Source organism: Mesorhizobium sp. M0217 (assembly GCF_040321955.1).
GTDB lineage: Bacteria > Pseudomonadota > Alphaproteobacteria > Rhizobiales > Rhizobiaceae > Mesorhizobium.
Window position 1 is genome coordinate 129990 of record NZ_JAMYSN010000005.1, and the last position, 24106, is coordinate 154095.

21 protein-coding genes are annotated in these 24106 nt (G+C 62.1%); 14 read left to right on the forward strand and 7 right to left on the reverse strand.

Annotated features, from left to right (window positions below; translation table 11 throughout):
• The first annotated feature begins 25 nt into the window (after nt 1-25).
• The gene (locus NKJ18_RS11575; protein ID WP_352758255.1) at nt 26-1096 is read left to right on the forward strand and encodes a M42 family metallopeptidase; all 1071 of its coding nucleotides are present in this window, start codon (nt 26-28) and stop codon (nt 1094-1096) included.
• A 128-nt stretch (nt 1097-1224) separates the two neighbouring features.
• Here the strand turns inward: NKJ18_RS11575 and NKJ18_RS11580 are convergent, their stop codons facing one another.
• Entirely contained in the window at nt 1225-2049 is an 825-nt protein-coding gene (locus NKJ18_RS11580; protein WP_023672672.1) for an SIR2 family NAD-dependent protein deacylase, read from the reverse strand.
• A 937-nt stretch (nt 2050-2986) separates the two neighbouring features.
• On the opposite strand from NKJ18_RS11580, the gene NKJ18_RS11585 reads away from it, so the two are divergent.
• Nucleotides 2987-3157, forward strand: a complete 171-nt coding sequence (locus NKJ18_RS11585) for a hypothetical protein (protein ID WP_023672674.1) — start codon at nt 2987-2989, stop codon at nt 3155-3157.
• Between the two features lie 39 nt (nt 3158-3196).
• The gene (locus NKJ18_RS11590) at nt 3197-3694 is read left to right on the forward strand and encodes a metallophosphoesterase family protein (RefSeq protein WP_352546245.1); all 498 of its coding nucleotides are present in this window, start codon (nt 3197-3199) and stop codon (nt 3692-3694) included.
• A 196-nt stretch (nt 3695-3890) separates the two neighbouring features.
• On the opposite strand, the gene NKJ18_RS11595 is transcribed toward NKJ18_RS11590, so the two are convergent.
• From NKJ18_RS11595 to cphA, 3 genes are read right to left on the reverse strand one after another with little or no spacing between them, the layout of a single operon-like run.
• Complete coding sequence (locus NKJ18_RS11595; RefSeq protein ID WP_023696171.1) at nt 3891-4715, reverse strand: cyanophycinase; 825 nt, start codon at nt 4713-4715, stop codon at nt 3891-3893.
• The gene (locus NKJ18_RS11600; RefSeq protein ID WP_352670573.1) at nt 4712-5611 is read right to left on the reverse strand and encodes an isoaspartyl peptidase/L-asparaginase family protein; all 900 of its coding nucleotides are present in this window, start codon (nt 5609-5611) and stop codon (nt 4712-4714) included. Before NKJ18_RS11600 ends, NKJ18_RS11595 begins: the two co-directional genes overlap by 4 nt.
• Nucleotides 5611-8388, reverse strand: coding sequence for a cyanophycin synthetase (gene cphA, locus NKJ18_RS11605; protein ID WP_352758256.1), 2778 nt, complete (start codon nt 8386-8388; stop codon nt 5611-5613). The genes NKJ18_RS11600 and cphA overlap by 1 nt, the downstream gene beginning before the upstream one ends.
• A 657-nt stretch (nt 8389-9045) precedes the next feature.
• Between cphA and sdhD the strand changes: the two genes are divergently transcribed.
• Nucleotides 9046-9435: a succinate dehydrogenase, hydrophobic membrane anchor protein gene (gene sdhD / locus NKJ18_RS11610; protein ID WP_027050929.1), complete on the forward strand. Its 390-nt coding sequence runs from the start codon at nt 9046-9048 to the stop codon at nt 9433-9435.
• A gap of 103 nt (nt 9436-9538) precedes the next feature.
• Here the strand turns inward: sdhD and ctaD are convergent, their stop codons facing one another.
• Nucleotides 9539-11197, reverse strand: coding sequence for a cytochrome c oxidase subunit I (gene ctaD / locus NKJ18_RS11615; protein ID WP_023710466.1), 1659 nt, complete (start codon nt 11195-11197; stop codon nt 9539-9541).
• A 149-nt stretch (nt 11198-11346) separates the two neighbouring features.
• Here ctaD and NKJ18_RS11620 point away from each other — a divergent pair, with 149 nt between their 5' ends.
• The 6 genes from NKJ18_RS11620 (at nt 11347) to NKJ18_RS11645 (ending at nt 16548) form a co-directional block, all read left to right on the forward strand.
• Nucleotides 11347-11508 (forward strand): hypothetical protein, encoded by a 162-nt coding sequence (locus NKJ18_RS11620; protein WP_023710465.1) that lies wholly within the window; start codon nt 11347-11349, stop codon nt 11506-11508.
• A gap of 1 nt (nt 11509) precedes the next feature.
• The gene (locus NKJ18_RS11625) at nt 11510-12337 is read left to right on the forward strand and encodes a DUF2243 domain-containing protein (RefSeq protein WP_352758257.1); all 828 of its coding nucleotides are present in this window, start codon (nt 11510-11512) and stop codon (nt 12335-12337) included.
• 30 nt (nt 12338-12367) lie between these two features.
• Nucleotides 12368-13744, forward strand: a complete 1377-nt coding sequence (locus NKJ18_RS11630) for an NAD(P)/FAD-dependent oxidoreductase (RefSeq protein ID WP_352758258.1) — start codon at nt 12368-12370, stop codon at nt 13742-13744.
• A 285-nt stretch (nt 13745-14029) separates the two neighbouring features.
• Complete coding sequence (locus NKJ18_RS11635; protein WP_352758259.1) at nt 14030-15502, forward strand: protein adenylyltransferase SelO; 1473 nt, start codon at nt 14030-14032, stop codon at nt 15500-15502.
• Between the two features lie 657 nt (nt 15503-16159).
• Entirely contained in the window at nt 16160-16345 is a 186-nt protein-coding gene (locus NKJ18_RS11640; protein WP_023688550.1) for a hypothetical protein, read from the forward strand.
• A gap of 2 nt (nt 16346-16347) precedes the next feature.
• Entirely contained in the window at nt 16348-16548 is a 201-nt protein-coding gene (locus NKJ18_RS11645) for a hypothetical protein (RefSeq protein WP_081725396.1), read from the forward strand.
• A 600-nt stretch (nt 16549-17148) separates the two neighbouring features.
• On the opposite strand, the gene NKJ18_RS11650 is transcribed toward NKJ18_RS11645, so the two are convergent.
• Both NKJ18_RS11650 and NKJ18_RS33000 read right to left on the reverse strand, forming a co-directional pair.
• Nucleotides 17149-17307 carry a hypothetical protein gene (locus NKJ18_RS11650; protein ID WP_023672685.1) on the reverse strand — a complete coding sequence of 53 codons (159 nt, stop codon included), beginning with the start codon at nt 17305-17307 and terminating at the stop codon, nt 17149-17151.
• 185 nt (nt 17308-17492) lie between these two features.
• The gene (locus tag NKJ18_RS33000; protein ID WP_373432840.1) at nt 17493-17999 is read right to left on the reverse strand and encodes a DUF982 domain-containing protein; all 507 of its coding nucleotides are present in this window, start codon (nt 17997-17999) and stop codon (nt 17493-17495) included.
• Here NKJ18_RS33000 and NKJ18_RS11660 point away from each other — a divergent pair.
• The 4 genes from NKJ18_RS11660 (at nt 17985) to otsB (ending at nt 23962) form a co-directional block, all read left to right on the forward strand.
• Nucleotides 17985-19046 carry a glycosyltransferase family 4 protein gene (locus NKJ18_RS11660; RefSeq protein ID WP_023672687.1) on the forward strand — a complete coding sequence of 354 codons (1062 nt, stop codon included), beginning with the start codon at nt 17985-17987 and terminating at the stop codon, nt 19044-19046. The two genes, NKJ18_RS33000 and NKJ18_RS11660, sit on opposite strands and share 15 nt — an antisense overlap.
• Before the next feature lie 43 nt (nt 19047-19089).
• A complete protein-coding gene (locus NKJ18_RS11665; protein WP_352758260.1) occupies nt 19090-21252 on the forward strand; it encodes an amylo-alpha-1,6-glucosidase in 2163 nt (720 codons plus the stop codon).
• A gap of 143 nt (nt 21253-21395) precedes the next feature.
• Nucleotides 21396-23177 carry an alpha,alpha-trehalose-phosphate synthase (UDP-forming) gene (locus NKJ18_RS11670; protein ID WP_352758261.1) on the forward strand — a complete coding sequence of 594 codons (1782 nt, stop codon included), beginning with the start codon at nt 21396-21398 and terminating at the stop codon, nt 23175-23177.
• Nucleotides 23174-23962: a trehalose-phosphatase gene (otsB, locus tag NKJ18_RS11675; RefSeq protein WP_023702849.1), complete on the forward strand. Its 789-nt coding sequence runs from the start codon at nt 23174-23176 to the stop codon at nt 23960-23962. Before NKJ18_RS11670 ends, otsB begins: the two co-directional genes overlap by 4 nt.
• The last annotated feature ends 144 nt before the right edge of the window (nt 23963-24106 follow it).

Sequence of the window (24106 nt, forward strand, 5' to 3'; positions counted from 1 at the left end):
CACCCCTTGAACCGTGAAAGTCAGCATGATGCGCGATGAATCACTCAAGTTCTTGAAGGAAATTGTGGCGACCCCGTCGCCGAGCGGCTTTGAGCAACCCGTAGCGGAGCTTTTCCGCGAGTATGTTCGTCCGTATGCCCACAGGTTGACGACGGACGTCATGGGCAATGTCACGGCGATCATCAATCCTGAGGCGTCTATGCGCTTCATGTATGCCGGGCACATGGATGAGGTCGGCTTCATCGTCCATTACATCGACGATGACGGCTTTCTTTTCTTCAGCACCATAGGTGGAACGGACGTTGCCACTGAAATCGGCCAGCGTGTCTGGGTGCACGGCAAGGAGCCGATCCTGGGCGTCGTAGGTCGCAAAGCAATCCAGACCTTCAAAGCCTCTGACACGTCTCAAACTCCCTCGCTGATGGAACTATGGATCGATATCGGCGCGAGTTCGCGAGAGGAAGCGTTGAAGGTCGTAGAGGTCGGCAGCGCGGTCACTATCCACGGCGAGTTTGCGGCGCTACAGGGCAACCTTGCTGTCGGACGAGCGTTCGACAACAAGGTTGGCCTCCTCATCGGCGCCGAGGTCCTGCGCTGCCTCTCCGAGGAGGGAGGCGTTCACCCCGGCGTGGGCCTCTATATCCTGGGTACGGTTCAAGAGGAAATTGGGTCCCGAGGCGCGATGACCTCGGCGTTCAATATCGCGCCTCGAACCGGCCTCGCAATCGATATGGGCGTGGCAATGGACTATCCGCGCGCTCGCGCCGAGGATCAGGGCAAACTGGACCTTGGGAAAGGGCCGGCAATCACTCAAGGCGCGAACACCAACCCGGTGGTGTTCAAACTGCTGAAGTCGGTGGCCGAGAAAGAGGGCCTACCTTATCAGCTTCAGGCGGTGGGCAGCTCAAGCCCTACCGACGCGCGTGTCATGCAGCAGAACCGCGGCGGCGTCGCAAGTGGGGTGCTCTCCGTGCCTTTGCGTTACATGCATACCCCGTCCGAAGTTGTTTGCTTGGATGATGTGCAAACGACGATTGACCTGGTTTGTGCATATTGCCGGCAATTGACGCCGGAGATCGACTTCACGCCAAGATGAGGCGGCGGGATTGATTGTGGAAGTCGTGGCTCCAACAGTCGCCGATCTGGCGCCTGTCGGCTACCGCCTGGTGCGTCGGTCACCGCGCACCTGAGAAAACCCGACTGCAGTCCACTGGGGAGCGCGCCTCAGGTCACCGCCACCGCTTCCACCAAACGCCTGAGGAAGTCCGTCAGACCGGCTTCAGGATCATCACCTGCGCCAACGAGCACCGAAATACCCCAGCGCCCAAGCACGGCCTCCTCCACAGGGTTGCGGCTGGGCATGAAGATGAACGAAGGGGGACGATCTTTCTCATATCCAGACCGGTGCCAGGTCTGCCAAAGCCGGTGCAACAGCAGCCGAATGTTTGGATCGGAGAGGCTATAGCCAATGAACAGGATCGTGCTGCCGAGAGCATCGGAACGAAAGCGGACATCAAGGGGAGAATTGAAGGACAGGCGGTCAAGATAGTCGGTTTCGGTGAGGACAAGGGAAGAGTCCTCGTCAAAGTCGCCGTGAAATTTCACGATGTGCGTTACGCCTCGACGGGCCTGCGCAACGTGCCGTGCGTTGGCCACTTTCACGTACTCTCGACCGTGGATTTCAAAAGCGAGTTCCAGGTTCCGGTCATAGTTCGTCGTATAGATGACGGGAAAATCGAGCGTCACGATGAGACGGTGCAATTCCGATTTCTCGATCCGTTCCTTGGCGACAGACCAGTTTCTGTCCATCCAACTGCGAAGTGGTCCGATGCTGCCATGCTTGATCCGATAGTATTCGGCCAAGGTCTGAAAACGATCGCGTCGCGTGGAAAATTCATCGTCGACGCCGAGCTCCTTTGCCATTCGCTCGATGAGCTTCTCCCAAGACGGAAGTCCGACGCTGATCGATACCCCCGCCCCCACAAACAAAATTGCGCTGCGATGACGAATTGCGTTGGCGAGCGAATCTATAGGATCATCATCGTTCATGGATAGGTCCTCCGAAGCCACTCGCGTGGGCCGGACCTAAAGGTGCGTGCCCCGTGCGCGGATCTTGGACGCGGCCCCGCAATTCGAGCCAGCACGTCGCACTGCGGGAGCATCGTGCCCCGCCGTCATCGACTAAATCGGATCGGCCGTGCACCAGCCAGCCCAGAGGGGGCGGTCCTTGCAGTCCTGCCGAGCCGCTTGCCACCCGAACTGAAGTAGCGGCCGCGAGGACACTGGCTGTGAACTGGAACCGGCGCTGTTGCGGTTTACTGGCCACGTTGATTCAGTTCTGCGCCAGCCATATTGCGCAAAACTCTATCGAGTTTCGCATTCACCAAGAGGTTGCGCCGCTTCGCGCCGATAAAGATGGCGAGAGAGTAAATCATTGTAAGAACAGAGATCATCGTCATTCTGGCCTAAACATCAGCGGCCGGAGATGTTCCATGCGCCCGGAAATATTCCAGTGCAGGTGCTTTTAAATCGCCGAAGCTACGCGCTCAATGCGCGGTTGGTTTCGTGTCCAGGGCGGACGAATTAGCGCAAGGCGGTATTCATCCTCCCACATCGGCGGCGGACTGAAGCGAAATGCTGGTTGTGTCCCCCAGGATGCAAATGAAACGCCGATGCTTTGCATGCGGCCCGGAACAAATGCTCGCTTGCACAGTTCGAGCCATGCAGCGGTCGACCCCCGCGCTGCAAGATCGGTAGCCCGATCGCCCGCGCCGGCCCCTCCCACGGCGCGGGCTTTCGTTTGAATTCACGCTGTCGGGGTTGGAGTCGCTCCACCGTTGTCGCGAGCCGGCTGATATACGCGCTGTCCGGGGGGCTCGCGCGGTGTCGGCGACATCGGCATTCGCGCAGTCCGTCAGGTCAGCCCATGCACGGGAACAACGCGGCATTGTGATGGTTTGGTGGCCTCGGAAGGTGGCAGAGAACGATGGGCAAAAAGCCCAAACAGCACGCAAAATCTACGGCGGATCGCGAAAAGGCGATCGAGGCGCTCTACTTCGCGCGCAAGTGCGGCCTTACGAAGGAAGAGGCACTCAAGATGCTCAGGGAAGCCCCGATCGGGATCGATGATGAAGCCGAAGAGCGCTCCGGCAGTTAGAGGTGACCGCCAAACGCGCATCGCAGCCGGCCGCGGCGCATGATCTTCTTCACTTCCGATACGCATTTCAACGATCCGCGCATTCTGCGCCTCGACCGGCGTCCCTTCGCCTCGTTGGTAGAGCATGACCAGGCGCTGGTTGCGTTTTGGAACGAAACCGTTGGCCCGAACGACGAGGTCTGGCACCTCGGCGATTTCGCCAAGGGTCCAGCCGAGACCGTGTCTTCACTGCTGTCGTCTCTTAACGGGTCCAAGCACCTGATAATTGGCAACAATGACAGCGCTGCCACCGTTGGCGACCCGGCCTGGGCGAGCGTGCACCACTACATGGAGCTTCTTGTCGAGGGCCGCTTGCTGGTTCTGTGCCACTATCCTTTTCGCACCTGGAACCAGATCGGCAAGAGATCGGTAAACCTGCACGGTCATTCGCACGGTCGTCTGAAGCCGATGACGCGCCAGCATGATGTCGGCGTCGACGCATGGGGGTTTCGTCCGGTAACCTTTGCTGCCATTCGGGCCAGTCGCCGGCGGGGCTAGCCCGGCAGAACGCCGGGCGAGCGAAGGTGTCAGCTTTGCGGGATTCGAGCCGACGAGAGGCCGTCCGTAATCCTGCCGGGCCTGCCACAACGCAACAATCCTGGTTGGGCGACTTCAAATAGGAGAACTGCTTCATATATGCGGTTTTCGCGGTACGCGGACCGCGCCACACCATCAGCTTGAGTGCGGCGAAGTCTTAAGAAATCCCCACCGGTCGTCGCAGCGCGAGATCGAACGCATCGCCTGAGCTCAGCACGTGAACCCTCAGATCATGGATGGAAAGGGCGGCATCAGGCTCACCTTCCGCGATGTTGGAATGCGTCACGCCGGCTGCATCGACCAGATAGACAGCGCCGCTGCCGATGACCTTGAACATCTCGCCTTTCACCACGATCGCCGTGTCTTCATCGATGCCGATGCCGAGGACGCGCGGGTTCTGCGACACCGCCCCGATGAGCCGCCCAATGCGGCCCCGTTCCGCAAAGTGCTGGTCGATAATGACGTTCGGCAGCAGGCCCAGTCCCGGCGCCATGCGAATGTGGCCGATCCGAAAGGACGCTGCGTTCGGCCCCTTCACCATCATCGTGTCGCTCATGACCGACGCGCCCGCGGAGGTGCCGGCAATGACGCCTCCGGCTTCATAGATTTCGTGCACCCGCTCGTCGATGGGCGTGTCGCCGATCTGGCTGGTGATCCGGAGCTGGTCGCCGCCGGAGAAGAACACCGCACTCACGTCTGCGAGCGCACTTATTTTCTTTTCATGAGCTGCCTCGAGGCGGTCGTTGACGTAGAGCTCGATGACATCCTTGATGCCCAGCTCACCGAAGGACCTCTGATACTTCTCGAGATAGCCATCCGGCTCATGAGACGCGATGGTGGCAAGCACCAGGCGGCCGTTCGGAACCAGGCTCGCCACCTCCTTCAAGATGACACGATCGCCATCATGGTCCTCGTGGCCGCCGATGATGACGAGCGTTCCGGCTTTACCGTTCGAGGATCGCTTTTTCTTCTTGTCGGTCATTTGTCCACGTCTTTCTTGCGCAGGAAAACGTGTGGGTGGTTGTCCTCGCTGGTCATGAATGCGACTGCGAACTCCTTGCTGTTATGCGCCCATCCAGACACGCCGGTCGCGGTAAGCACGATGGCTCCGGCTTCGCCGCCGATCGCCTCGACTTCCTTGAGCGCGGGATTCAGCACCTGCTCCAGGCCGCCTTCAGCCTGTCCCGAAGACAATGCCTGCCGCGCCGAGAGTGCCTGCATGACACGGGCCGCGAGAGCCTTTCGCGCGATATGCTCACCGTCTCCCGAGAAGGCGACGGCTCCCAACCGGTTGTCGGCATAATAGCCGCAGCCGGGTTGCGGAGAATCCCCCACACGACCGGGAGCACTGCCGTCCAGTCCGCCGGTCGAAGTGCCCACGGCGATGTCCCCGTATTGATCCAGGGCAACCACACCGATCGTATCCTTCGCCTCAGACTTGCTGGAGGCGTCGCGCTGCTGCGACGTGATCAAATCCGCCGGATCGCAAAGTTCCAGCTGCTTGTCGGCGGCGAAACGCCGGGCCCCCTCCGACGCCAGCAGGATCGGCTCCTCATGCAGCATGGCCTTGGCGACACTGATTGGATGGCGCACGCCCTTGATCACTGCGACGGCACCTACATTGAAGTCCCTGCCCTCCATCAGGCCAGCGCACATCTCGACCTCGCCGTCCGAATTGAGGGCACTTCCATATCCCGCATTGAATGTCGGGTCGGCCTCGAGGACGCGACCGGCAGCTTCCACGGCATCGACCGCCGTTCCGCCGCCGGCCAGGACGGCCCGACCTGCCTCGAGCGCCTCGATGCATCCGTTGCGATGCGCCTCCTCCTCTTGCGGATGGATCTCCTTGGCGCCGCCGTGCAGGATCAGCGACCACATCAGCCAGCCCTCAGATGGCGAATATGGGTCTGATCGGGCCCTCCCCTCGAAGGCGTCGCGCCTCCGAAGCCGGTTACCTGCCGCCACACGGCTTCAACGTCGTCGACGGTGAGCACGACAAGGTCGTTCTCCCGAGCAAGCCGGAGACACACGTCGACGGCCTCCTTCTCGGGACAGACGGCGTGTATGCGGCCTGGGGCGCAGCCGGCGTTCAAGGCACCTTCCCGCAGCAAGCCGGCGATCGCTCCGGGGGCTCGGCCGCGCAGCTCCTGCTCATCCTCCTTGAAGACGATGACGTCGAATATCCGCGAAGCGATCGCGCCCATCTCGCGTATGTCACAATCGCGGCGGTCACCGGGTATGGCGACAAGGCCGATCGTGCGCTGATAGCCGCGCCTCATGTGGGAAACGAGCTTTCCGAGCGCCTTCAGCCCCTCCGGATTGTGCGCATAGTCGACGATGGTGCGGAAACCATGCCCGTCGAAGACGTTGAGGCGACCGGGAGATTGCTCGAACGAGGTGCCAAACTCGGCCAGCGCCGCCCGGATCGTTGCCGCCGGAACATCGTGGCAATGCGCCATGGCGACGGCTGCCAGGCTGTTGGCAACGTTGAATTCGGCCGAACCCTCGAAGGTCGCGGGAATTTCGTCGACGCTCATCAAGAACATCGATTCCCCATCCTCGTGGATGAAAATGTCCCAGCCGTCGCTGCTGGGCTCCCGCGTCACGGCGCGGCCGCCTTCCGCCAGGTGGTTGCGCAAGAAGCCGGGCCACTCGCTCCTGCTCGCCAGCGAGAAGTAGCAGATCCTGCCTCCGGCATCTCGCGACATTGCGGACGTGTGGACGTCGTCGGCATTAAGAATGCTCCATCCGCCGCGGCGGACGGACTCGACCACGACCGATTTCACCTCCGCCAGGTCCTCGATCGTGTCGATGCCCCTCAGCCCGAGATGGTCGCCGTGGACGTTCAGAACCGCGCCAACATCGCATGCATCGAAGGCAAGCCCTTCGCGCAGGATGCCGCCGCGCGCACATTCCAGCACCGCGACATCGACACCCGGCTCGCGCAGCACGATCCTGGCGCTCTGCGGACCGGAGCAGTCCCCCGTCATGATTCGTTCACCGTTCAAGTAGACGCCGGTGGTCGAGGTGAGCCCGACGGTTGCGCCATTCGCCTGCAGGATGTGCGCCAGCATCCGGGCAGTGGTCGACTTGCCGTTGGTCCCGGTGATCGCGAAGATCGGAATCCGGCCGTCCTTGCCGCCTTTGAAGAGAAGATCGAGCACGGGCCGTGCGACGTTGCGGGCGCGCCCCGACGAGGGTTCGAGATGCATGCGGAAGCCAGGACCGGCATTCACCTCTATGATGCCGCCGCCGGTCTCGCTGACCGGCCGTGAGATGTCGGGACAGACGAAGTCGATCCCGGCAATGTCGAGACCGACGATCTGTGCCGCCCGCCTGGCGATCAGCGCGTTTTCGGGATGGATTTCTTCCGTCCGGTCGATCGCGGTCCCACCGGTGGAGAGATTGGCGGTGGGCCGCAAGAGCACCTTTTGGCCCGGCGCTGGAACGCTCGCCAGGGCGAGCTGCGATTTTGACAGGAAATGCTCGACGCATTCGTCGATTTCGATGCGGGTCAATACCGAGGAATGGCCCTCTCCCCTCCGCGGGTCGCGGTTCGTCTCCTCGACGAGCTCGGCGACAGAACTCCGGCCATCGCCGACCACATGGGCCGGAACCCTCTCGGCGAGCGCCACCACCTTTCCGCCGATCACCAGGATCCTGTGGTCCGAGCCGACGAAATGCTGCTCGACGATAACGCTACGGCTGTGTTCTCGCGCCTGTTCGAAGCCCCAGCGGACCTCGTCTTCTGTTGCCAGACCGATGTTGACGCCGCTTCCATGATTGCCATCGAGTGGTTTGGTGACCACGGGGTAGCCCAGCCGTGCTGCCGCCGCGACTGCGTCCTGCGCCGATCGCACCAGCTCCCCGCGTGGCACCGGCAGGCCGGCCTGTTGCAGCAGGAATTTGGTCAGGTCCTTATCCGAGGCGATCTCGGTCGCAATCTCGGAAGTGAGGTCGCTGCAACTGGCGCGGATGCGCTTCTGATGCTTTCCGTGACCAAACAGCACGAGGCTGCTGTCGTCGATCCGCGCCGCCGGAATGCCTCGCCTCTCGGCCTCGCGCACCAAGGAAGCAGTCGTAGGCCCCAAGGCACGCTCGGCGGCCAGAAGCTTGAGCTGCTGCAGCCTGGCTGCGAACTCGAATGGCCCCTGCGTTTCCGCAATGTCGCCGAGCCCCTCGACACCATGGAGATTGGCCGGCAGCAGGCTGTCCACCAGTTCGAGCGCGACGCGCCCGGCGAGCAGCCCGACAAGCTCGTCCTTGTAGGCGAACATGACGTTATAAGTGCCCGGACTGCCTTTGACCGACCGTGTCTTTCCTCGTGTCACCCGGTGACCGAGCATGCTCTGCAGTTCCAGGGCGACATGCTCGACGACGTGGCCGAGCCAGGTTCCTTCCTGCATGCGGCGGACGAAGCCGCCGGCGGCGCCATAGCTGCAGCCATGGCCCGCAAGGCCGGGCAACAGTCGGACGATTTGTTCGGAAAACCCGGGCAGTTTGTCTGTCGGGAACGCCTCAAGGGCTCCGAGGTCGATCCGAATCTGGACCATTGGCGTCATGCTATAGAGGTGCGGCCCGCGAAACACGCGGGCGTCCACGACGCGGATAGGGCGAAAACGCGAGGCGCCCCGATGAATTTCTTGGTCCGACATAGTCCGTTTCTCCTGACTAACTCCGCAACATCCGGAGGATCGGTTAGTTCCCGGCCTTTCAGCCCAAATATTTTTGCAGGAGAGAGAAACAAAAGTGGCCGTTAACATATGTTGGACCAAGAACACCCTCTGGTCATCTCGGCCACGTGCGGTCGCTGTTCTGAGGGCTACTTATCTCTCGGGACGAGGCGGGCCAGGCATTCGCTCGTTTTCACAAGCATTCGCCGGGCACATCGCGGCCGTTGAGCTAGTGCCCGGCTTTAGCTCATGGCGACCCATTGTGCGGGTCCAGCACTGAGGCATTAATCTTCAGCACGCCTTCGGCACCCGGGAACATTTCCAGACGCGTCAGGTTTGGAACCATCCTTGCACCGGAACTACAGCCATGCAGAGTCGAAAATCGGTGAAGGCCGCGCTCGTCAAGGAGATCGACGCGGTCCGCCTTCGTATCTCGCTGCTTGAAAGCGAGCTATGCAGAGATGGCAGACCCAGGCAAATTGGATGGCGTTCAGGATACGAACTGAACGCCCACAAAGCCCGCCTTGCTCGACTGGAGACCGTGCTTGCCCACTATCCGTCGGCACCGACGGCCCGGGCATCGAAACAGCAACAGCTTGAGTTGCGCGCAAGGCAACCAAGTAATTTTGGGGAAACGCCATGGCTGACAGACCCTCAATCAGAACTCCGCTAGCTCGAGTGCGGGGCCTTGGATCGGCGAAACACGGAACCGAAACGTTCATGCTGGAGCGGCTGACATCTGCTGCCCTGTTGATCCTTGTCATTTACATCGTCGCGGTCGTTATAATGCTGGTCGGTGAGCCTCGAGACGCCGTCCTCAGCGTCGTAGGATCGATCTATGTCGCGCCAGCCCTTATTGGCTTCATTCTCGTAAGCTGCGTTCACATGCGGCTTGGAATGCAATCGATCATCGAAGATTACTGCCATGCCACCGTGCTCAAATCGCTTCTTCTGATCGCCAATTGGTTATTCTGCTGGGCAGTCGCGCTCGCAAGCTTGTTCGCTGTGCTGTTAATCAGCTTCAGATAGCGATCCGGTTCTCAGCTGCAGCCAACGTCTGCCACCGGCAGGCTGAAGTTCGCCTCAGCGGCGAACCGGGCTGGCTTGCGCACAGGAGTTCGACAACCCGGCCTCATCTGATTTGCGGCAGCCTGTCCCATTGATGGAAAGGGGGTGGAGAGGTCAGCTCCCACTCCAATGTGGTAGCTCCTGGCCCCCATGGGTTCATGCCGGCGGCTCTTTGCCGGTAGAAAGCTTCCAAGATGCCGAAGAGGAAAATCACGACACTCGCGGCCGACAGGTACGATCCATACGAGGACACCATGTTCCAGCCGGCGAATGCGTCGGGATAGTCGACATAGCGACGCGGCATGCCCGCCAATCCAAGGAAGTGATGGGGGAAGAAGACGAGGTTCACGCCGACGAAGGTCGTCCAGAAATGGACCCCAGCCAGAAGCGGATTGTAGAGATATCCCGTCATTTTCGGAAACCAGTAATACCAGCCCGCGAAGATGCCGAAGATCGCTCCCAGTGAAAGTATGTAGTGGAAATGCGCGACGACGAAGTATGTGTCGTGCAGTTCACGGTCGAGGCCGGCATTTGCGAGTTGAACGCCCGTCACCCCGCCTACGGTGAACAGGAATATGAAGCCGAGGGCCCAGAGCATCGGCGTCCGCAGGCCGACCGAGCCGCCCCACATGGTTGCAATCCAGGAGAACACTTTTATCCCGGTTGGCACTGCGATCACCATCGTGGCGAAGGTGAAGTAGCGCTGCGTGTCGAGGCCTATCCCGCTGGTGTACATATGGTGGGCCCAGACGACGAAGCCGATCACCCCGATCGCCACGATTGCGTAGACCATCCCGAGATACCCGAAGATCGGCTTTCGCGAGAAGGTCGAGATCACCTGGCTGACGATGCCGAACGCCGGCAGGATCATGATGTAGACTTCCGGGTGGCCGAAGAACCAGAAGAGATGCTGGTACAGCAGCGGGTCGCCTCCGCCGTCCGGCGCGAAGAACGTGGTTCCGAAATTGCGATCAGTCAGGAGCATGGTGATGGCGCCGGCCAGCACCGGCAGAGCCAGCAGCAGCAGGAAGGCGGTGATGAGGATCGACCACACAAACAGGGGCATCTTGTGCAGGGTCATCCCCGGCGCGCGCATGTTGAAGATGGTGGTGATGAAGTTGATGGCTCCCAGGATCGAGGAGGCGCCCGCAATGTGCAGAGACAGGATGACCAGATCCACGGCGGGACCGGGATGGCCGGAGGTCGACAGCGGCGGGTACAGGAACCAGCCGGTCCCAGGGCCATAGCCGCCGGGGACGCTGGGCATGAAGATCGACAATAAAAGCAACATCAATGCCGGCGGCAGCAGCCAGAACGAGATGTTGTTCATGCGCGGGAAGGCCATGTCGGGGGCGCCGATCATGATCGGAACCATCCAGTTGGCGAAGCCGCCGATCAGGGCGGGCATCACAGTGTAGAAGATCATGATCAGCGCGTGGGCCGTGGTGAAGACGTTGTAAAGCTGCTTGCCGGCGTCGATCGCCGCGTCGCCCTGGTAACCGTAGATCATCGACGCCAGTCCGGGGAAAAACTGGATCCCGGGTTGCTGCAGCTCGATTCGCATGCTCACCGACAAGAGCATGCCGATCACCCCCGCGATGAAAGCGAAGACCAGATAGAGTGTGCCGATGTCCTTGTGGTTGGTCGAAAACAGCCATCGGGTGATGCCGCTCGGCTGATGGCCGTCGAGACCGCCCGGATCTGCCGCCGTATATTCGTTCATGACCTTCTCCGCTTGAGCCGTCCGTCGCCAGCATCGAACCGTGCTGGAACTTGATTGTTCCCTCCACCGAACCGACAGCCAGGAACATTCCACGGAAGCCGCTGTTAGGTTCCGCGCGGCCGACCCTGCGCGGCTGAGGATCGACGTCCATGCTGGCGATAATTGCTGCGACACTGGTTCTGACGACGGTGGTTGGTGGGCTGATATCCGCCTTCTGGCTCGAGGCGCGTCATGGTCTCCATGACCCCATGCCGCCGGACATGTCGGTGCGCAGGCAACTGAACGCCCCGGCCTGGAGCCGGTGGTCCTGACATGGACGCGATCACCGCGACACTCGACCCGAGAACGCGAGCCGGCTGGCTGCTGCTCGGCTTCGCGCTCGGCGGTTTCTTCGACGGCATCGTCCTGCATCAGATCCTGCAATGGCATCATCTTCTCTCGGGCGTCGCCGATCCGGTGGGTTCCGACCTGCGCTTCCAGATCATGGCCGACGGCCTCTTCCATCTTTTCATGTATGTGCTCGCCGTCGCCGGCACGGTGCTGCTGGTGGCCGCGAGGGCGGCCGGCACGCGGCCCGGGACCACCACGGAGATCCTGCGGCTCGCCTTCGCCGGGTTCGGCGTCTGGCATGTCGTCGATGCCGTCGTGTTTCACTGGCTGCTGGGTCTGCACCGGATCAAGATGAACAGCGACTTGCCGCTCGCCTGGGATATTGCGTGGCTGGTCATCTTCGGCATCGTGCCGCTTGTGTTGGTGCTGGTGCTGCCCAACCGCGGCGGACCGGCACGCGGTGCTTCGGCAGCGCTTACCAGCATCGTCCTGCTCGCGGGATTGGCAGCCGGCGCCGGCCCGTTCTTCAACGGTGCCGCCAATTCCATCATCGTCTTTCGGGCCGGGATGGAACCGGCGGCGATGATGCGGGCCGTTGAAGTCGCCGACGCCCATCTCAAATGGGTCGACGCCAGCGGCGCCATCTGGGCGGTCGACCGCGTCTCATGGCGCGGGTTGGTATCCCTTCACGCGCGCGGCGCCCTTGTGGTCAGCACGACGCCTGTCATTGCCGGATGCCTCGCCTGGACCGATGCCGCCGGAATGAGCAGTAGCTCCAGCCAGCAGCGAGGCACTCCTGCCAGGCTATGACTTCCGGACAGGGATAGGGGAGTATCAAGCATGCAGTTCGCCACCGAGAGCAGCCACGGCCGGAGCCTGACACCGCGTATCGTCGTGGTCGGCGGAGGCTTTGCCGGTCTGGAGGTTGCCAAGGCGCTCGGCAAGGCGGAAATCGGAGTGACGATCATCGACCGCCACAATCACCACCTGTTCCAGCCCTTGCTCTATCAGGTTGCAACCGCCGCCTTGTCGGCGCCTGATATCGCCGAGCCCATCCGCAAGATCCTGGGCCGCTATCCCTCGGTTCAGGTCCTCTTCGGCGATGTCACCGAGATCGGCACCGAGGCCAGGATACTGGTGCTGGCCGATGGGACCACGGTCCCCTACGACATCCTGGTCTTGGCCACCGGTTCGCAGCCATTCTATTTCGGCCAGGAGAGCTGGGCTCGGGTTTGTCCCGGTTTGAAGACCATCGAGGACGCGCGCACGATCCGGTCACGGCTGCTGCTATCGTTCGAGCACGCGGAACGGACCACCGATCCAGTCGAGCAATCCCGGCTGATGACGATCGCCATTATCGGCGGCGGCCCGACCGGTGTCGAACTGGCGGGCTCGATCGCCGAACTCAGCCGGCACACACTGGCGCGCGACTTCCGCAACATCCGGCCCGAGAAGACAAGGATCATACTGGTAGAAGCCGGCGAGCGTCTGCTCGCCGGATTCGCCGCGGAGCTTTCCAGATATGCACGTCTGCGCCTTGAAAGCCTTGGCGTCGAGGTCGCGCTCGGCAACCGGGTCGAGGCGATCGAAGCGCATCAGATCACCGTCGGCGGCCAGGTGATCCCGGTGGCCTTGACGCTCTGGGCCGCCGGGGTGGCGGCTTCTCCGCTGGTCGCCCAGCTTGGTGTCGGGCTCGACCGCGGCGGTCGAGTGAAGGTCGAATCCGACCTGCAGGTCGTCGGCCATCCCGATGTCTTCGCGCTTGGCGACGTCGCACTGGTCCTCGATGGGAACGGCCAGCCATTGCCAGGTCTTGCCCAGGTCGCCAAGCAGCAGGGCGAGCACCTCGGCATGGCACTGGCACGCCGGATAGATACTGGCGACACGCTGCCGGCTTTTGCCTTCAGCAATCGAGGCAACACGGCCATTGTCGGCCGCCACGCTGCCGTGTTCGAATCGGGCAGGCTGAAACTGAAAGGCTGGTTCGCCTGGTCTGCCTGGGCGCTCATCCATGTTTATCTGCTCGTCGGTTTTCAGCACCGCGTTCAGGTCTCGATCCAGTGGCTCTGGCGCTACCTGACCTATGAGCGTGGCGCCCGGCTTATCGCCGAGGAACGAGTCGAACCGGGTTCAACATCGTCGCCGGGAGCGGCCCCGAGAGAGCCGCTGCCAACCAAGGCAGACGCCGCCCCGGCATTGCACGCCCGCACTGACTAGATTGCCGGGTGCTCAGTTCGGAGACAGTGGCGATGCGGGGGTCAGCTCTGGATTCCGCCACGGCCCGTCGTCCCACGGCAGCCCGAACCTCGAAAATCGAGGCGGGTGGTTCCCAGCTTGTATCCGGTGCCGGCCTGATGGATCCGGATGGCACCAACGACGTTGCGTCCCTATATGAACAAATGAACACAGGCTCCTCGAAACGGGATCTGTTGAACCCCTCCTCTTCAGAGACAGCTCGTCATGACGTCACCTGCGACTGCTGAACAAACCCCGGTCATTCAGATGGGGCTTCCCGCCCTGAGCAACAGCTATGCGCAACTGCCGGAGCGCTTCTTCGCGCAAACACATCCGAAGCCGGTGTCCGAACCGCGGCTGATCCGGTTCAACCGGCCCCTCGCCGAGGAACTCGGGCTCGATGCCGACCTGCTTACCAGCCCGGATGGAGTGGCGATGCTGGCCGGCAACAAATTTCCGGAAGGCTTGCAGGCAATCGCCCTGGCTTATGCGGGCCACCAGTTCGGAAGCTTCGTGCCTCAGCTCGGCGACGGGCGCGCTCTGCTGCTTGGCGAAGTGGTGGACGTCAACGGCATTCGCCGTGACATCCAGCTGAAGGGATCCGGACCAACGCGGTTCTCGCGCAACGGCGACGGCCGCGCCGCACTCGGCCCTGTCCTGCGCGAATATGTCGTCAGCGAAGCGATGGCGGCGCTCGGCATTCCGACGACGCGAAGCCTTGCGGCGGTGCTCACCGGCGACCCGGTCTATCGCGAGGTCCGGCTGCCCGGCGCCGTCCTGACACGGGTGGCGGCAAGCCATATCAGGATCGGCACGTTCCAATATTTCGCCGCGCGCCACGACACCGAGGCGCTCAAGATCCTGGCCGACTATGCCATTCAGCGTCACTTCCCACAGCTGGCGGGGGAAGCACGGCCGTACCGGGCTTTGCTGGAGGCCGTTGTCGCCGCACAGGCGGATCTGGTGGCGCGCTGGATGCTGGTCGGCTTCATCCATGGCGTCATGAACACCGACAACATGTCGATCTCGGGCGAGACGATCGACTATGGCCCATGCGCCTTTATGGACGCCTATGACCCCAGCGCGGTGTTCAGTTCGATAGACCGCGCCGGCCGCTATGCCTATGCCAACCAGCCTCGTGTCGCCACATGGAACCTTGCGCGCTTTGCCGAGACCCTGCTGCCGCTCATGAGCACGGACGAGAATGAAGCAGTGTCTGAAGCGGAAGAGGTGCTGAGGTCGTTCCAGGCCTCTTATGAGGCTGTGTTGCAGCGCGGCTTCCGCAGAAAACTCGGACTGCTGACCGAAGCGGAAGGCGACTTGCAGCTCGCTGCCGACTGTCTGGATGTGCTGGCTCGCGGCGAAGCGGACTTTACGCTCGGCTTCCGGCGCCTGGGCGATGACCTCGACGCTGCGGACGGCCAAGGCACGGCGCGGCAGTTGTTTAAGGATCCAGGCTCATTCGATGCCTGGTCGGCGCGGTGGCGCCAGCGCATTGCAAGCGAAGCAGCCGACACGGCCACGCGCCGGGCGGCCATGCAATCCGTCAATCCCAAATTCATCCCCCGCAATCATCGCATCGAGGCGATGATCCAGGCGGCGTTGGGCGGCGACTTCACACCGTTCGAGGAGATCCTGGCAGTCGTCAGCCGTCCCTTCGATGAGCAGCCGGGAATGGAACGCTATGCTGAGCCGCCACGCCCGGATGAGCGCGTCCTGCAGACATTCTGCGGTACCTGAGACATTCGTGATGGTCGCTTAACATGTGCAAATGCGGAAGACCCATTTGCAAGCTATCGTCACGGGTACTCTCGTAAGGGCTGAGCTATGACGATCATAGAATTGGCATTCGAATTGCTGGCACGGAAGCTCGTAGACCGTACCGGAATATCAGACGAAGATGCTCGAGACCTTGTCGCAGCCATGGGAGCTGACTGGTCATCGCTCGTGCGAGCAGCGAGGGCGATCAAAGAGACTTAGGTCTTTTGACGTCGTTTTAGCTGCCACCAGCTGCGGGGAGAGCGGACCAGAGGCTGCTGCCGCGATCCAGGCGCGACACCGCGCTCGTCACCGATCATGTCAGCAACGTGGTCAAGCACTGTATTTCGGTCGCTCCAAATCGACCGGATACAACACGCTGCTCTCCTGAAAGCCACTGTGGCCGCTACGCAAGTCGCCGGAAGCTCGAAATAAACTGCGATAGCAGCCCAGGCTTAGGATTTATATTGCGGGCCCGCACCACTGGCGGGGCGACGCGGGCGGGCCGCTGCCGTTCGTTGAAATCCGCGTTGGGAGTCAGATTCCGTCGGCACCGAAATCACAGGTGCTGACGAAGCAGACGGAACTTCCCCCCACGATCACGGTTTTGAGTCACGATACCAACCCAAGGAGATGCAGATGTCGAGCAAAATGCCGCCCGTGCCGCCTGAGAACCAGAGCCAGAAGGGTCGAGGAGAAGGGCGACAGGTTAGCCACGATGATGCCCAGCACGGCACTCACGGAGCGCCGGATCCGGAGCGCCAAGGGCAGCAAGCCAACACCAAGGTCAACACCACTCATCAGGGCCGTCAGCAGGATCGGTGATCATGTCCACATCGAAGAAACACCCGAACACGATCCGGCAGGGCGGGCCAGGCGCATCGCACGAGAACGCCAGAAAACCCCTGCAGGTCAACAAACCCCCGGCGGATGAAGACCGTCGATCCAAAAGCCGAGTTTCAGGGGGTGGCGGTGAAAAGGACAGTCATCATTCGCACAATCCAGCCAAGAAGGGTAGCAACAGTTGAACCCACGGCTTTGTGAATGATTGTGCTAAAGCGCGCCGCGTGTGCATGTCATTGTCTCACAACCGAGCCTTTTTTTGAGTGACATGCATAGCCGGACCAGGGTGAGGATCAGCGAGTCGAGACGCCCGGAAAAACCGGAGGCCGTGGGCCCGCACCACTGGCGGAGCGATGCGGGCCCGGCCAAGGGTTACGGCCCTCGACCAGCAGCGAGGGGCTCGCTGCCGCATGCAGAACAAGCCCCGTAATTTCAGGTTCCGCTAATATACAAAAAAGCCGGCCACCTTTCGGCAGCCGGCCAGTTCCAACAGAACAAGGGAACGTGCACTGATGGGGCAGTGCAACGCCCGAAGTGTTTCGAGGCGACGATGTTCCACCGGAAATCCACAGATTCGCCGTTTCGATCTACATTGGCCGGATTGAAAGATCTTTGACGATCTCTCCCAAGTTCTCGCGGAGCCCGGTCCGACGTGTGGCGCCCTGTCTGCGCCTTGGCTCTCTATGCGGCCAGCAAGCTCATCCTTGAAGAATGCCCGCCGCGACTGCCGCGCGCGTCAAACACCGGCGTGCAATTGGTCGAGCGCGCGGCAGACCGGGGACGCGTCAAGTCGAGCGTCGGTCGACGTAGGTGTAGACGCCGGCCCCAATGGCGACCGCGCCGACCGTGATCACGATCGATGGCGCGCCCATCAAACTGGCAAAGACCGCCCAGATGAGGGCGATGACGATAGCGCCGAGTGTTCCCAGGATCAGTCTCGGCATTGTCTACCCCTCCACGTTCGGGCCGCCTGTGGATGGTCGTCACCCACCGGTCATGCGAAACGCCGCATGAAAGCACAGTGTGGCCCATGAGGTGAAGGGCCGCGCCGGAATACTCCGGTGCGGAAAAGATGATGCCCGCGCCGCCAAAGCCCGGGTGTTCAATAGCCAAATGGCTGGACCGGCGCCTAGCGCCTCAGCGCGTGGACTTCCGCCATGCTTTCGCCGCCCATCGGCAGGGCCATGTCATCATCGAGCAGCCGGGTGATGCGGGCAAAGCCCGTAAACGCCTTCCTGGCTGCTTCGGCCGACATTCTGCCCGACAGGGCCGCGGAGCAGCAATTCACGGCGCACTGATACACAGGCCCACGCCGTCCCAATGGCCATTTCTGCAAAAAGACCATCGCTTCGGCAACGCTATCGACTTCCTCGACGGGGTGTCCCTGCCCGCGCGCAATGCGCACGGGCGTAAAGAAATGCAAGCGGTCCATTTTGTTCTCTCCCTGGTCGGCCGCAGCGCGAACCAACCCTACTAAATTCGCGGATGGCGCGTTTGTTCCGCTTATTGCAAAAAAATCTGCGCTGGTGGGCTTGGGTTGCCGACGCCCGCTTTTGTCCGGAACGTTAGGCCGGCTGATGCATTTCGCTCTCGTGATTGCCTTGAGGGACACGTTCAAACCATGCGCATAGCCCATGTCGCCCCTTTGCACGAATCGGTGCCACCCCTTCTCTATGGCGGCACCGAGCGCATCGTTTCCTATCTGACCGAAGGGCTGGTCGAACTCGGCCATGAGGTGACGCTGTTCGCCAGCGGCGACAGCCGGACGTCGGCCAGACTGATACCAGGTCGCGAACGCGCGCTACGCCTCGATCCGCGCCCGCTGAAATCGGACACGGCGGCGCATCTTGCGATGCTTGCCGATGTGAGGAACCGAGCCCACGACTTTGATATCATTCATTTTCATCTCAGCCATTTCCTGCATTTCTCGTTCTTCGAGACCATGCCGGACAAGACGGTGACAACGCCTCATGGCCGGCTCGATTATGTCGATCTGGCGCCAGCCTATGAGCGTTTTCCGCGCTTTCCGCTGATCTCGATCTCGCATAGCCAGAAGACCGGGCTTGCGAATGCCAATTGGCTGGCCACCATCCATCACGGGCTGCCGACGGGTCTCTATCAGCCGACCTTCGAGACGGCGGCAGGCGAACCATACCTCGCCTTTCTCGGCCGGCTTTCGCGCGACAAGCGGCCGGACCGGGCCATCGACATCGCCTTGCGCTCGGGCATGAAACTCAAGCTGGCGGCCAAGATCGGCGACGATGATCGCGCCTATTTCCATGAGACGATCGAGCCGTTGATCGATGGCGACCGCATCGACTATGTCGGCGAGATCGCCGAGAGTGAGAAGACTGAATTCCTCGGCAATGCCGCTGGTCTGCTGTTTCCGATAGACTGGCCCGAGCCGTTCGGCCTTGCCGCGATCGAGGCGATGGCGTGCGGTACGCCAACCATCGGCTGGAACTGCGGTGCGTTGCCGGAAGTCATCGACCATGGCGTTACCGGATTTGTCGTCGATTCTCTCGACGCCGCGGTCGCCGCGGTGCCGGCCTTGCTGCAACTCGACCGGCGAAAGGTGCGCGCCGTCTTCGAAAGTCGGTTCTCCGCCAACAGGATGGCGCGCGACTATCTCACTGCCTATGCGCGTCTCATCGGCGCCCCGGCTGAATCGAAAGCGTCGTGAACGACGGCGGACGTTCCGAGCCCGAAACAGAGATTTGTGACTGATGACCGAACTTGACGAGCGCAAGCTCGACCCTGCCGTGGCCCTTGCCTCCCTGGACGAAACCGCGCCGCGCGAGCCGCACCGGCTGTTTGCCCTAAAGCAAGGCGACTGTTTTGCCGTGGCCGATGCCTACGGCGATATCAGGGGTGCGGGCGACGGTTTCTTCCGTGACGACACCCGGGTGCTGTCGGAGTTCAGGCTCACCGTCGGCGGCCGGCAGACATCGCTGCTCGGCGCCTCGCTCAGCCAGGACAATGTGCTGTTCACCAGCAATATGACCAATTTGCCGATGCAAAGCGTCGGTGGCCGCGACATCCCGCAGGGCGCCATCCATATCGAGCGCGTCAGGCTGTTGTGGCAGGACCGGCTGTTCGAGCGCATCACCCTTTCCAACTACAGCCAGGAGCATTCGGCAATCCGCGTCTCGCTGCATTTTGCCGCCGATTTCCGCGACATGTTCGAGGTGCGCGGTTCGACCCGGCCGAAGCGCGGAATGGCGCATGCAGCGGAGATCGCGCCTGCCTCGGTGCTGCTGCGCTATGACGGACTGGACGGGCTGGCGCGGGTGTCGGCGATCTCGTTCTCGCAGCCGCCAGACCAGTTGAGCGCCGAGCGCGCGGATTTCCTCATCGCAGTGACCAAGCGCAGCAGCAAGATGCTTTACGTCGAGGTCGGCGCGGAACTGACCGAAACGCCCGACCGCGACCGCTTCCGGGCGGCCGCGGCGCGCGCCCGTTTCGGCATGCGGGCCAAGCGCCGCCATGGCGCGACGGTGCACAGTTCGGGTCGCGTCTTCAACGATTGGGTCGAACGCGCCCGCGCGGATGTCGCCTTGCTGACCACCGAGTTGTCGACCGGCCCCTACCCCTATGCCGGCATCCCCTGGTTTTCGACGGCCTTCGGCCGTGACGGCGTCATCTCGGCGCTGCAGATGCTATGGCTCAACCCCGGCCTGGCGCGCGGCGTGCTTGCCTTCCTCGCCCAGCACCAGGCGACCGAGACATCGCCTTTCAGCGACTCGCAGCCCGGCAAGATCATGCACGAGACGCGCAAGGGCGAGATGGTGGCTCTGCAGGAATTGCCTTTCGGCCGCTACTATGGCGGCGTCGATACCACGCCGCTCTACATCCACCTCGCTTGCGCCTATGCCGAGCGCACCGGCGACATGGACTTCATCGCCAGCCTGTGGCCGTCTCTCTGCGCCGCCGCCAAGTGGACGGAAGAGGCGAGCCGCGCAACCGGCTTCGTCACCTATCAGCGCGCCGCCGAATCCGGCCTTGCGAACCAGGGCTGGAAGGACAGCTTCGACTCGGTCTTCCACGCCGACGGCCGCATTCCCAAGGGGCCGATCGCGCTGGTCGAAGTACAGGGTTATGTCTTCGCCGCCTTCAGGGGGCTTGCCGCTCTCGCCCGCCGCCGGGGCGAGTTCGCGCAGGCCGAGCACTGGGAAAATCGCGCCGAAGAGATGCGGATCGCCGTCGAGCGTGATTTCTGGCTGGATGATCTCGGCTTCTATGCGCTGGCGATCGACGGCGCCGGCGAGCCGTGCAAGGTGCGCACGTCGAATGCCGGACACCTGCTCTATGTCGGCCTGCCCGAACCGTCGCGGGCGAAGATGGTCGCCGACCAGTTGCTTTCGGCTTCCTTCCACTCCGGCTGGGGGGTGCGAACGCTTTCCGACGATGCTGTGCTGTTCAACCCGATGTCGTACCACAATGGTTCCATCTGGCCGCATGATACGGCGATGTGCGGCGCCGGCCTGGCGCGGTTCGGCGAGCGTGACAGCGTGGTGCGGCTGATGAGCGGCACGTTCGAATCCGCCGTGCACTTCAACATGCGGCTGCCGGAACTGTTCTGCGGCTTTACCCGCTCGCCGGGTGAAGCACCGATCGCCTACCCCGTCGCCTGCCTGCCGCAAGCCTGGTCCGCAGGCTCGGCCTTCATGCTGATGCAGGCGTGCCTCGGTCTGGAAATCGACGGCTGGAACGGCGAAATCCATGTGACCCGACCCCGTTTGCCGATCGGCATCGATACGCTGACGCTCAGGCATCTGGGTGTCGGCGAAAAGAGGGTCGATCTTACCTTTCAGCGCGTCGGCGACCGCGTCGTCGCCTTTCTCGCCGACCGCCATGAGGGGCTGGTTCCGCTGATCGTGCGGACATGATCGGAACGGCTTTCAACGGGAACCGATCCCAGGGTTTGTGCGTTGCAAAAAACACAGGTTCTCACGGGCGATCGTCGGCTGCGAACACTCAAATTGAACCATGAAGAAAAAGGCCCTGACGGCCAAAATTGAGTTGAATTGGAATGACTGATTATGGCATGGCCCTGCTCTGGGTCTTGATCCTTGCAAGCCTTGGCCTTTCGATTCTAGCCGTTCTGTTATCGATCTCCAGGCAACGTCGTAGCCATAGCTTGACGGTTGCACCGACTGCCGGCGAGGACGTCGCATCGGAAGCGACGCGCAAGGTTTTGCGGGAGTTCGAGAAGAATGGACAATCTCCCGACGCGGCGCTGGTGAACTGGTCGCCCGACACCTTGCGCAAGATACTTGCCGACGACCTGCCGGACGCGCAGGTCATCGTCGTCTCGAACCGAGAACCCTATATCCACAACATCAAGGACGACGGCGTCGAGCTTCTGGTGCCGGCCAGCGGCCTGGTGTCGGCGCTTGAGCCTATCACCCGCGCCTGCAGCGGCACCTGGATCGCCTATGGCGGCGGAACGGCGGATCGTCTGACGGTCGATAGCAACGATCGGGTTCAGGTGCCGCCGGACAATCCGTCCTATACGCTGCGCCGCGTGTGGCTGAGCGACGACGAATATCAGGGCTACTATCTCGGCTTTGCCAATGAAGGGCTTTGGCCGCTCTGCCATATCGCCTTCACCCGGCCGGTCTTCCGTGCCTCGGACTGGGAGGCCTATGAGGTCGTCAACCGCAAATTCGCCGATATGGTGGTTGCCGAGGCGCGCAATGAGCGGCCGATCGTGCTGGTTCAGGATTACCATTTCGCGCTCCTGCCGCGCATGATCCGCGAGCGCCTGCCGGAGGCGATCATCATCACCTTCTGGCACATCCCGTGGCCGAACTCCGAAGTGTTCAGCATCTGCCCATGGCGCGAACGCGTTCTTGATGGACTGCTCGGGAGCTCGATCATCGGCTTTCACACCCAGTTTCATGCCAATAATTTCACTGAAAGCGTAGACAGGTTCCTGGAAAGCCGGATCGAGCGCGCCGACGCCGCGATCTCGTATGGCGGGCGGACGACACTGGTGCACGCCTATCCCATCTCCATCGAATGGCCGGCCGAACTCCTGGCCAAACTGCCACCGGTCGAGGAAAGCCGCGCCCGCCTGCGTGAGCAGTTCGGCCTGTCGGCGGACGTCAAGCTGTGCGTCGGCGTCGAGCGCCTGGACTACACCAAGGGCATCCTCGATCGCTTCCATGCGCTGGACGAATTGTTTACGCGCCACCCCGAGTGGATCGGCAAGGTAGTGTTCCTGCAGATTGCTGCCCCAAGCCGCGGCACGCTGCCGGCGTACCAGCAATTGCACGATGAATGCCTGCGTTATGCCAACGAGCTCAACCAGCGCTACGGTCATGACGGCTACAAGCCCGTGGTCATGGTGGCTGAGCACCATTCGCAGCAACAGGTCTATGAGATCTATCGCGCCGCCGACATCTGCATGGTCACCAGCCTGCATGACGGCATGAACCTCGTAGCCAAGGAATTCGTCGCCGCGCGTGACGACGAACAGGGCGTGCTGTTGCTCAGCACGTTTGCCGGCGCGTCGCGCGAACTGCTGGAAGCACTGATCGTCAATCCTTACGACGCGGCGATGATGAGCCAGGTGCTGCTGCAGGCGCTGACCATGTCACCGGACGAACAACGCGAGCGCATGCGCCCGATGCGCGAAATAGTGCGCGACAACAATGTCTTTCGCTGGGCCGGCAGCATGCTGCTCGATGCGGCGCGCCTGCGCAAACGCGGCGACCTCGAAAGAGCGACAAGTGTCGCCGAGCGGCCCGCAAACACCGGCAGCAACATCGTCTCACTGTTCGACCGCATGCGGAAGGTGGCGTCATGAATAGCCTGTCGAAAGCACCGGGCCTGCCAACCGCACCCGACCTGCCGGAAGGACAATGGGCGCTTTTCCTCGACATCGACGGCACGTTGCTGGAGCACGCCGCGCACCCCGACGCCGTGTCCGTGAGCGACGAACTGCGCAACCTCCTCGGCGCCGTCGACAAACGGCTGGACGGCGCCGTCGCCTTTATCACCGGCCGCTCGGTCGAGGGCGCCGACCGCCTGTTTCATCCGTTGAAGCTGCGTGTTGCCGGTCTCTATGGGCTGGAACACCGGCTGACGCCGGACGGCCCGGTCGTTACCGCCGATGCTCCCGCCGATATCGCTGCCCTTGCCGACGCCATCGAGGCCGAACTGGATGACGGCCTTGTTCATATCGAGCGCAAGGGTCCGATCCTCGCCATCCATACGCGTGCGGCGCCGCATCTGCTGGCCAGGGCAACGCATCTTGTCGAACAGGCTTTGACCGAGCTTCCCAAGGGCTATCGGGTTATCCCGGGCAACGCCGGCGTCGAACTCATGCCGCTCGAAGCGGCCAAGGGCGCTGCCGTGCGGCGTTTCATGGCAATCCCGCCCTTTGCCGGACGCCGGCCGGTGTTTCTCGGCGACGACACCGCCGACGAAAACGGTTTCGAGGCGATCAACGAGGCCGGCGGCATCTCGATCCGGGTCAAGCCGCGTGGGCCGACCGTGGCCCAATACAGGCTCGATGATGTCACCTGCGCGATAGCCTGGCTTGCCGCCAATTTCGACGCATCACCGGCCCTCAACCGCAAAGCGTCCTGATCCCTGCCGTCTGCGGGTCGAATCAAGATCGCCGCGATTGCGCCGACCTTCGCCAAAAGCCGATCGATAAGCGCTGTTCTCATTGAATATCTTTAAGGCCAAAGCCGGCAAATGGATTGCTTGCCGGTTCCCCTGCGTCAGGCA